Origin of the sequence: Streptomyces sp. WAC 04229, assembly GCF_003947455.1 — a bacterium.
Classification (GTDB): Bacteria; Actinomycetota; Actinomycetes; order Streptomycetales; family Streptomycetaceae; genus Streptomyces.
Window position 1 is genome coordinate 1 of sequence record NZ_QHJH01000434.1, and the last position, 689, is coordinate 689.

Sequence of the window (689 nt, forward strand, 5' to 3'; positions counted from 1 at the left end):
ACGCGGGACCCGGTACGCCGCCGCCCAGTGCAGCGGCGTACCGGGTCCCGCGTCCGGCACCGCCGCCAGCAGCGGGAACGGCGGCAGCAACGGGGCCGGGGCGGAGGCCAAGGGGTGCACGACATGCCCGGCGCCGAGCGCGAACCCGGGGCCGAGGGCGTACACCGCCGCCCACACCGCCGCGTTCGGCACCAGCACCAGGCAGAGCAGCAGTACGGCGAACCGCCCGGACCAGCCCTCGGTCAGCCGCAGGAAGGCCTCCTGCGCGGCGGCTCCGTGCCACACCAGCGAGACCCCCACCAGCAGCGCCCCGCCCCCGACGAGCACCGCCGCACCGGCACCCGCGGCGCGCGTCGAGGCGCCCAGGCGCGCGTCCGGCTCCACCATCAGCTCCCGCAGGTTCCGCGGCAGCACGCGCAGCGCCCGGCCCACCGGCCCGCCCGGCCGGCCGAACGCCGTCCACACGCCCGCGCCCGCGGCGCCCATGGCGACCAGCGGCAGGCAGAGGGCGGCCCACCACCAGGAGGGCCGCAGCGCGCCGCCCGTCGCGTACAGCACGACGGGCCCGGCGACGCAGAGGTAGCCCGCGACGACCCCCACCCAGGCGAAGCGCGCGGAGACCGGCGGCGGCCCGGCGTCCCGGAGGCGCCCTTCCCCCGCGAAGCCCGACGCGGCCCCCGCCCCGGGGC

At 80.4% G+C, this 689-nt stretch carries 1 protein-coding gene; it reads right to left on the bottom strand.

Annotation, left to right across the window (positions count from 1 at the left end; genetic code table 11):
* Window positions 1-689: DUF6350 family protein (locus tag DMH12_RS38730; RefSeq protein ID WP_221763165.1), on the bottom strand; the 689-nt coding region annotated here is incomplete at both ends.